This window comes from Yaniella sp. (assembly GCF_030453185.1).
In the GTDB taxonomy this organism is placed as follows: Bacteria; Actinomycetota; Actinomycetes; order Actinomycetales; family Micrococcaceae; genus Yaniella.
Genome location: NZ_JAKDKW010000088.1, coordinates 1 through 8501, shown reverse-complemented (window position 1 = coordinate 8501; position 8501 = coordinate 1). Strand labels below are relative to the sequence as shown.

Sequence of the window (8501 nt, the reverse complement as noted above, 5' to 3'; positions counted from 1 at the left end):
TCTAATGCCAAGACCTCGTTGGGAATATCTCGTGCGGCATCAAGAAACCACTGCGGGCCATACAGCAGCGAAACGTTGAACAGCTGGAGAAAAGTTGCGGTCTGCGGATCCCAGCCGTCGAGACCAGGTTCGGCAGCGACCTCCAGGCGATGATCAGGGTCTAACGATTCACTGGCGCGGTGCAAGTCCTCTTCATCCAGGCCCAAAGATCTGGCCCACGCAGACAATACGACATGTTGATTCGCCTCTGACAGACCAGGGGAGCTACGGGCATCTTTAAACAACGGCACCTCCACTGCACTGGTCGAACCTATCTCATCGCTACGTCACGCAGCGAACCTTGTCCCACAGCATATCCGCCGAAGTAGATGTTGTAACAGCATTGCCGGGCGGGTTTTCCTTCGTGGACTGGTTGCATGCTCAAAAAAATTGGCGGGAGATTCCATCGGCAAAGTGTTGACGCCCATAATTGCCTGCCCTAGAGTGCGGAAATGGTGATATATCGCACAATCATGGATCGATATATCAGTTATCACTCAAGACAGAAGGCTCTTCACATGGGAAAAATAAAACGAGAAAAGAAGACGCACCTGTTTTCTACGGAACGATCCAGTGCGCTGCGCGTGCTGACGTACGCCGGTGCGATTATGGCGTTTCTCATTGGTTCCGGTTTTGCCACCGGCCAGGAAATTATGCAGTACTACGCGTCCTACGGTTTCTGGGGGCTCTTTGGGACCGGCGCCATCGTGCTAGCGCTCATCAGTTTCGTCTCCGTACAATTCCTCACCGTCGGACGCCGCGAACAATTCGCAAAGCCCTCACAAATTTTTGAATACTACGCCGGAAAATACGTCGGAAAATTCTTCGACTACTTCTCGATTCTGTTCGTCTTCCTGTCCTTTACCGTGATGGTAGCCGGTGCAGGGGCTGTTTTTGACGAACACTATAACTTGCCAAGCTGGGTAGGTGGCTTTGGTCTCACCATTTTGGTGGCGGTCACTGTTCTGTTCGGCCTGAATTCCCTCGTTGATGTCATAGGTAAGATTGGCCCGATTATCGTTGTCGTGGCGATCGGCTTGGGCATCGTGGGCATTATCAACGCTGACACTGGCCTGCTGGCCGGCCACAATATGGTTGGAGACCTCGACGTTCAACAGGCTTCGAATAACTGGATCGTGGCTGGCTTGAGCTATGTGGGCTTCTGCATGTTGTGGTTAGCTGCATTTTTGACTGCGCTTGGTAAGACGGTGCCGACTCATCGCGAAGCTCGCGCCGGTGGGATCGCAGGCGGTGTGATCTTCTCACTTGCCTGCGTCGTGGTCGGCATGGGCTTGTTGGCCAACATTGATCGCGTGGCCGGTATGCAGATTCCGATGCTGGTTTTGGCTGGGGATATCGCGCCGATTATAGCTTCACTAATTTCCTTGATGATTCTGGCTGGTATTTATACCACGGCCATTCCTCTGTTATGGACCGTATCGTCACGTTTCTTCCCAGATGGTACACAGAAATACAAGGTACTCACTATTGTCCTGGCCCTGCTGGGCACCGTTATCGGTCTCTGGCTCCCATTTGATGAGATGGTCAACATTGTGTACGTACTCAACGGCTATGTTGGTGCGGTCCTGCTGGTCATCATGGTTGTCGTGACGATATGGCGTGCGAGCGTCAAACGTCGTAACGCAGGTAGCCAATCTGCGGAGGCGACAGCGCCAAGCTCCATAGAGAATTGATGGAACACCTGAGAAAACAAATAGTCCGTTCGGAATACATGCCGAACGGACTATTTGTATAGCTCTGGTCACTAGGCGCGAAGTGACTCAATCGTTGCCTAACACCGCGGAGAGGAACTGTTGGGTGCGCTCGTTGTTGGGTTTGGTGAAGATTGTCTCCGGGTCGTCGCTTTCGATGATCTTGCCACCGTCCAACATCATTACTCGATGCGACACATCGCGGGCGAAGCTCATTTCGTGGGTGACGATCAACATCGTGACGTTGGTCGTTGCGGCAACGTCCCGGAGGATCTGCAGCACGTCGCCAACGACTTCTGGGTCCAGGGCAGAGGTCACTTCATCGAGTAAGAGGATCTCAGGATCCATAGCCAATGCCCGGGCTATTGCTACGCGCTGCTGCTGGCCTCCTGAGAGGGACGAGGGATGCGCGTCAGCTTTATCGGGGAGCCCCACCTGAGCCAGGAGTTCATGTGCCCGTGCCGTGGCCTCAGCTTTGGATTTTCCGAGCACGTGCACTGGAGCCTCGATCATGTTTTCGATGACCGTCATATTCGGGAAAAGGTTAAAATGCTGAAACACCATCCCGATACGTGTGCGGAGCTGCTTCTGGTCACGTTTGGACACAGGAAGACGTTTTCCGCCGCGCTGCTCGTAAGCAAGTGGTTTGCCATCGATGAAGACGTAACCTCCGGTGAGTTCTTCAAGGGTCATCACGAGACGCAGGACCGTTGTTTTGCCCGAACCTGAGGGACCGATGAGCGTGACGCGTTCGCCGCGTTCTATCTTGAAACTCAGGTCATTGAGAACTGTCTTGTTCCCGTAGCGTTTTTCGACGTCCTGGAATTCGATAACGGGTTGCGTTTGTTGGTGCTCAGTGTTGGTAGGCAAGTCGTTTTTCCAATCGGTTGACGAGGACGGCGGTGAGATAGCTCGCGACCAAGAAAATCAGTCCGGCGATAGTAATGGTCTCGATGTAGCGGTAGGTAAAGCCGCCAATCTCCAAGGCGGTGGTCACCATTTCCATCACAGAGATCGCGATCAAAAATGGTGTGTCCTTGAACATCGAAATCGCGTAGTTTCCGAGCGACGGCACCGTTGAACGGAGCGCTTGAGGAATGATCACGCGGGACCAGACGCGAGTAGCTGGCATTGAAAGCGCAGTTGTAGCTTCCCACTGACCCGTAGGTACAGAGTCGATGCCAGCTCGGTACACCTCCGACATATACGTGGAGTAGTGAATCCCGTAGACCAGTAGCGCAATGGTCATCGGCTCCATCCAGACGAAACCGTAGAAGAGCACGAGTAGTTGAACAACGATCGGCGTCATCCGGATAAAGTTTGCGATCCATGTAATGATCCACGCAAGCGGCCGGGGTAGGACCCGTATCAGGATGGCGAGCGCTAAACCGAGGACGACGGCTATCAGTGTGCCCACGACAGTGACCAGCAAGGTCACCTGGAAAAAGGACCGGAGCATTTCCGGCAGTACTTCCCAGGCGAAGTCCCAGCGCCAGTAACTTGTGGTGTCATCGATATCAGGAACATCCACGGTTCCGGCGACGGTGGAAGTTAACATTGCGAGCGTATTCATCGGGCCCCTCCCGTCACATGAGTATCCGAAGCGTTGTCAGCAGCGGGCGTTTTCGGAGGCATTGGGGAGAGGATTTCCTTGAGACTAGGGCCGCGTCCGAGTCTGTGCTTGGCACGAACTTCGAGTAGTCGCATCAGTTGGGTCAGGGCAAGAGCGATAAGGAAATATACGATAAGTCCGACCATGGCGAGCGCGAAGAACCAGTCGGTAGTGCGCCGTAGTTGAAGGAGTTCGAAGGTGAATTCGCTCATGCCGATGATGTAAACGATCGAGCTACCTTTGAGCAGATGTACCCACAGGTTCGTTAAAGAGGGCAACATCAATGCCCACGCCTGGGGGAAGATGACCCGCCGGATCTTATGTTGCCACGACATGGAGAGGGCGATGGTGGCCTCCCATTGGCTTTGCGGAACAGATGTCATGGATGCCCTGACCGCCTCTGCACCATAGGCGCCATAATTCAGTGTCAGCGCAAAAATGCCCACGAGCATCGCGTCGAGGCTGGGGCCGAAGAGTGGTAGCACGTAAAACAGCCACATGAGTTGCACAAGCAGCGAAGTACCACGGAAGAATTCGATGATGATACGAGCGGGGAAGCGCACGAGCTTCCTGGTACTACCGGCCATCAGGCCGAGGATGACAGCAACAATGAAGGCCAGAATCCCGCTGATTAGCGTCAGCTGCAGTGTGATGAGCAAGCCTTCCCACAGTCGGGATGCATGCATGGAGAGTGCATCGAGATAATCCACAAGAGGTCTCCAATTCCTTTAGCTATGAAAAATACGGCTCCGTCCGGCCGGTTACATGGCCGGACGGAGCCGTCAGGAAAAAGGGAGGTTTAGATTATTCCTCGATATCCTGAAGGGATTCTAGGTCGCCGGCGCAGAGCGCTTCGGATGACATGTCTTCCGGTGGGACTTCGGCGTCGGTGAATCCATACTCACCAAGGATCTCGCCCAGCTCGCCGTCAGATTTTAGTTGCGCGAGATGCTCGTTGTATTCGTCGAGGGTTTCGGTGTCATCCTGGCGGAAGACGGTGGAACCGGCGCCGTATTGTTTCACGCCGTCAATCTCTTGGACGAAAGGTTCTGTAACTTCGACTCCGTCCGCGTCGCCAGCCATCTCGGTCAGTGAGATAGCGGTCAGTGCGAAGACATCTGCGCGGCCACCTTGGACCATCTCGATGCCTTCATCAGCGCTGCCGACACCGTCGTAGTCCAAGCCCATATCAGTGGAGTAGCCTGCTTCGATGCCAGCGGTGAGGGTCGCCAGTGTGATGTCCTCACCATTCTCTTGGGCTTCCAGTACATCGTCGAGGTCCTGGACATCGTGAGGGTTGCCTTCTTCCACCAGCAGTGCGGTGGTGTACATAATCTCTGGCTCAGCGAAGGCGGCTTCTTCGCAGCGCTCTGGAGTGATTGACATGCCGGCAGAGATGGCATCAAAACGTTCTGCATTGAGACCTGGAATCAGGTTGTCCCAGTCTACTAATTCAGCTTCAACTTCGTAGCCCATATCTCCGAAGATCTTTTCGGACAGTGCCACGGTGGCGCCTTCTGGCTCGCCTTCGTCGTTGAGGTAGGAGTACGGAACCTCGCCGGCGATGCCCACCGTGATCACCTCGGATTCGCCGTTACCGGCATTTTCGTCATTGTCGTCACCACCGCAAGCGGTGAGAGCCAGTAGGGCAGCCGCAGAGAGTGCAGCGGTCTTACTTATTCTCGATGTGCTGGGACGCATAAAAGATAACCATCCTTATGATGCACCGACCAACCACGATCCTGTTTCAGGGCAGTGACGTGGCTGACTGTTTTGGCGCATTATTCCTCGGTTGAGTGATTAAGAACACCTGATCAACAGGATGTTGACTACCATAACGGGATGAGCGTGACTTGCTCAACAGTTCGAGGACTATTTTGATGGTGTTATGAAATCTTTATTCGCATGACAGGGCATTGAACCGTGGCGGACAGCACGAAAGAGTTGTTTTCCTGAGTCGGGAGGATCGTACTGCAATCGGAGTGCAGGGGAACAGGTGAGCGCTATGACTGCGACGTCGTGAACTGGCCTAGAAGTTCGGCTTGGCTATCGCGAAGCGTCCTAGCATGCGGTGGACGCTGAGTTCCTTCGGCGATCGCCTCGGCTGGGTCGTGTCCAAGACTGATGATGCGGTTGCGGCTATCAACATGTACAACTTTTGGTTCATGGTTTGCGGCTTCGGCATCGTTCATTTGAGCGTACGCGATGAGGATGACGAGATCGCCCGGGTTGATCAGGTGGGCTGCTGCGCCATTGATGCCCAGGACACCAGAGTTGCGTTCACCGGCGATGGTATAGGTCTCGAGGCGTGCTCCGTTGGTGATGTCCACGATCGACACCAGTTCGCCAGGCAAGATACCGGCGGCATCGAGGAGTTCTTGGTCCACGGTTACAGAGCCGACGTAGTGTAGGTCTGCTTCGGTTACCGTGGCACGGTGAATTTTGCCGTGGAACATGGTGCGCAACATAGGTTCTGCCTCTCAGCGTGATAGAAAGTAGGTCGCCGGCGGGGTAGCCAAAGTATAAGGCTACCGTGACTGTATTAATGTTGCAGAGCTCAGCATTATTCCCACAGCGAGAACACTGGGCAAGAAGTCGAAGATACGGAGTCGGCTTAGTCGATGTGATGGACCTGGTCAGCCAGCGCTTCGACGTCGTCGTGATGATGCGTCACAAGCACCACCGTATGATCTTGCAGCACGTCAGCAAGTAATTGCCGAAGTGCTGGGGCTGCGTCGACGTCAAGCGCTGCTAGCGGTTCATCAAGCAGGACCAACCGCGGGCCGGAAGCCAGTACCCGGGCGATCGCTACTCGCTGGGCTTGACCGCCGGAAAGTTGGGCAGGTTTGCGGCGCCCATAGCCAGCAAGGCCCACGCGGGATAGCCACTTCTCGGCTTTGGTCTTGCGCGACTTGCGGCCTGTGATCCCTGCTCGATCCATGCCGTACATAATGTTCTCGAGGACGGATAAGTGGGGGAATAGGTGGTGATTCTGTGAGAGGTAGCCAATGCTGCGATATCGGGCTGCCATCCAGGTTTTGGGTCTGGTCTGTGCGTCAGGACAGTCAAAGAAAACGGTATCGGCCAGCTGTGCGTAACCGGTATCTGGCATGAGCCAGCCTGCCAGTGCTAGCAGTGTCGTGGTTTTTCCTGCACCATTGGGGCCCACCAGTGCCAGGGTTTGCCCAACCGGAACGCTGAATGCTAGATCGACATTGCGCTCGGTAACGGTCACGCGAACGTTGAGGTCGGTGTTGGAAAGGGGCGATGTCATGACGGATGCCTAGCTTTGGTTCGTGGCAGGACGGAAGTACGCGACGGCGATGACGGCAACGGCTACCAGAATGAGGACGAGAGACAGTGCGACGGCAGCGTCTGGATCAGTTTCTCTGGCTAGATAGATTTCTAACGGCATGGTCCGGGTCGTTCCTTGCAGCGAGCCGGCAAAGGTAATGGTCGCACCGAATTCGCCGAGTGCTCGAGCAAAAGTCAGCACCGTGCCAGAGATCAGTCCGGGACGAAGCAGCGGAAGGGTGATAGTGGTGAAAGTTCGCCACTTCGATGCCCCAAGGGACTGGGCCGTGCGTTCATAGTGTTGGCCGGAGGAGCCAAGATGGGATTCCAAGCTGGTTACCATGAACGGTAGGGAGACAAAGGTTTGGGCCATGACCACGGCCGCGGTTGTAAACGAGATATCGAGGCCAAAGGCAGACAACTGCTCACCAAGAAGACCACGACGTCCAAAAGCCTCGGTCAGGATGATGCCCGCCACTACGGGTGGGATGACCAGCGGGACCAGCACAATGGACCGTGTGAGTGTGCGTCCAGGAAATTCGGTGCGCGCTAGGACAAGTGCCAGCGGGATACCCAGGGCGATGCATATGAGGGTGGCCGCGACCGCTGTGCGAAGTGACAACCACAGGGCGTCCAAGGCAGACCGACTGGTGAGCAGCTCGGGCAGCTCAGACCAGGTGATGTCGACCAGTAGTGCAATAAACGGGATCCCAAAGAAGGCGGCTGCCACCAGGGCCATGGCCACGGCAACACCGGGGATACCGGCGGCAAGGTTGGGACGACGTCTCGACTGGGCTGCAACCCTTTTTGTTGTCATCATGCGTGCTACCGCTCCTGAGGGACGACGAAGCCATGGTCTTCTAAAATGGCCTGCCCGGCATGGGACTGGACGTAATCGATGAATGCTGCAGCTGCCTCGGGGTCTTCAGCGTTTGCTGTGCGTGCGATGGGATAGCTATTGTGCTGGTCATCGGCACCCTCAAGTTCGAAGGTGCTGACTTCGTCAGGGGCTAGTGCAGCATCGGTGGCGTAGACCAGGCCGGCGTCGGCCTGACCTGATCGAACTTTACCTAGGACATCTGAGACTTGTTGCTCCTCAGACACCGGATTGAGTGTGCTGCCTGCGGCCTCTGCTATCGACTGCGATAAGGCCCCGCAGGGGACCTGTGGTGCACAAACCACCAGGTTTACACCCGCAGCATTGGCGTCTTCCAGTGTGGCGATATTCGCGGGGTTATCTAAAGGCACGATGCCAACGAGCGTGTTGGCGGCAAATACATCGCGTGTAGGTTCGTCAATGAGCCCGGCGTCTTGGGCCGTATCCATGTTGGCCTCATCGGCCGAGGCGAAGACATCGGCCGGGGCTCCTGCATCGAGATTCTGGACCAGTGTGGAGGAGCCGGCATAGTTGAAATCGACACTCATGCCGGGGTGTTTAGCGGTGAATCCCGCAGCTATGTCGTCAAAAGCCTGTTGCAGCGACGCGGCTGCCAGGACGGTCAACGACCCCTCTTGGCCTCCGGCAGAGTCGGTTGAGCTGCTACAGCCGCCGAGGGCAAGCGCGGCGAGGATCAGGGTGGCGACAAACCGGCGTCTCATGTTGCGAGTCCCGTGGTCTCAATAACAACATTGGTCGCTTTGACCGTAGCGACGGCGGGGGCGCCGACTTGCAAATCTAACTCTTGGACGGCTTCGGTGGAGATGAGCGAGACGATTCGGAAGGGACCACATTGGAGCTCAACTTGGGACATGACCTTATCGGATTCAATCCGCGTGACCAGACCGGTGAGCTTATTCCTGGCGGAGGAGATCAGTTCACCCGGTAAGTTCTGGTGCCCTTCTGC

10 protein-coding genes and 1 pseudogene are annotated in these 8501 nt (G+C 55.7%); 1 reads left to right on the top strand and 10 read right to left on the bottom strand.

Annotated features, from left to right (window positions below; all coding sequences use genetic code 11):
• Positions 1–284, bottom strand: a pseudogene (locus L0H14_RS10830) (hypothetical protein); the annotation flags it as partial.
• A gap of 273 nt (positions 285–557) precedes the next feature.
• Here L0H14_RS10830 and L0H14_RS10825 point away from each other — a divergent pair.
• On the top strand, positions 558–1733 hold the full coding sequence (locus L0H14_RS10825) for a hypothetical protein (RefSeq protein ID WP_301416032.1): 1176 nt from the start codon (positions 558–560) through the stop codon (positions 1731–1733).
• 87 nt (positions 1734–1820) lie between these two features.
• Here the strand turns inward: L0H14_RS10825 and L0H14_RS10820 are convergent, their stop codons facing one another.
• The 9 genes from L0H14_RS10820 to L0H14_RS10780 all read right to left on the bottom strand — a co-directional run.
• Positions 1821–2621 (bottom strand): amino acid ABC transporter ATP-binding protein, encoded by an 801-nt coding sequence (locus L0H14_RS10820; RefSeq protein ID WP_301416030.1) that lies wholly within the window; start codon positions 2619–2621, stop codon positions 1821–1823.
• A complete protein-coding gene (locus L0H14_RS10815; RefSeq protein ID WP_301416168.1) occupies positions 2605–3210 on the bottom strand; it encodes an amino acid ABC transporter permease in 606 nt (201 codons plus the stop codon). The genes L0H14_RS10820 and L0H14_RS10815 overlap by 17 nt, the downstream gene beginning before the upstream one ends.
• A 110-nt stretch (positions 3211–3320) precedes the next feature.
• Positions 3321–4073 (bottom strand): amino acid ABC transporter permease, encoded by a 753-nt coding sequence (locus L0H14_RS10810; RefSeq protein WP_301416028.1) that lies wholly within the window; start codon positions 4071–4073, stop codon positions 3321–3323.
• Positions 4074–4167: 94 nt separating this feature from the next.
• Positions 4168–5064, bottom strand: coding sequence for a transporter substrate-binding domain-containing protein (locus tag L0H14_RS10805; RefSeq protein ID WP_301416026.1), 897 nt, complete (start codon positions 5062–5064; stop codon positions 4168–4170).
• 302 nt (positions 5065–5366) lie between these two features.
• On the bottom strand, positions 5367–5831 hold the full coding sequence (gene panD / locus L0H14_RS10800; RefSeq protein WP_301416024.1) for an aspartate 1-decarboxylase: 465 nt from the start codon (positions 5829–5831) through the stop codon (positions 5367–5369).
• A 146-nt stretch (positions 5832–5977) separates the two neighbouring features.
• Positions 5978–6637 (bottom strand): sulfate/molybdate ABC transporter ATP-binding protein, encoded by a 660-nt coding sequence (locus tag L0H14_RS10795; RefSeq protein WP_301416022.1) that lies wholly within the window; start codon positions 6635–6637, stop codon positions 5978–5980.
• 9 nt (positions 6638–6646) lie between these two features.
• Positions 6647–7477 carry an ABC transporter permease gene (locus L0H14_RS10790; protein ID WP_336621704.1) on the bottom strand — a complete coding sequence of 277 codons (831 nt, stop codon included), beginning with the start codon at positions 7475–7477 and terminating at the stop codon, positions 6647–6649.
• Positions 7478–7482: 5 nt separating this feature from the next.
• Positions 7483–8256 carry a molybdate ABC transporter substrate-binding protein gene (gene modA, locus L0H14_RS10785; RefSeq protein ID WP_301416020.1) on the bottom strand — a complete coding sequence of 258 codons (774 nt, stop codon included), beginning with the start codon at positions 8254–8256 and terminating at the stop codon, positions 7483–7485.
• On the bottom strand, positions 8253–8501 hold a 249-nt coding region (locus L0H14_RS10780; protein ID WP_301421808.1), incomplete at its 5' end, for a molybdopterin-binding protein. The genes modA and L0H14_RS10780, both read right to left, overlap by 4 nt.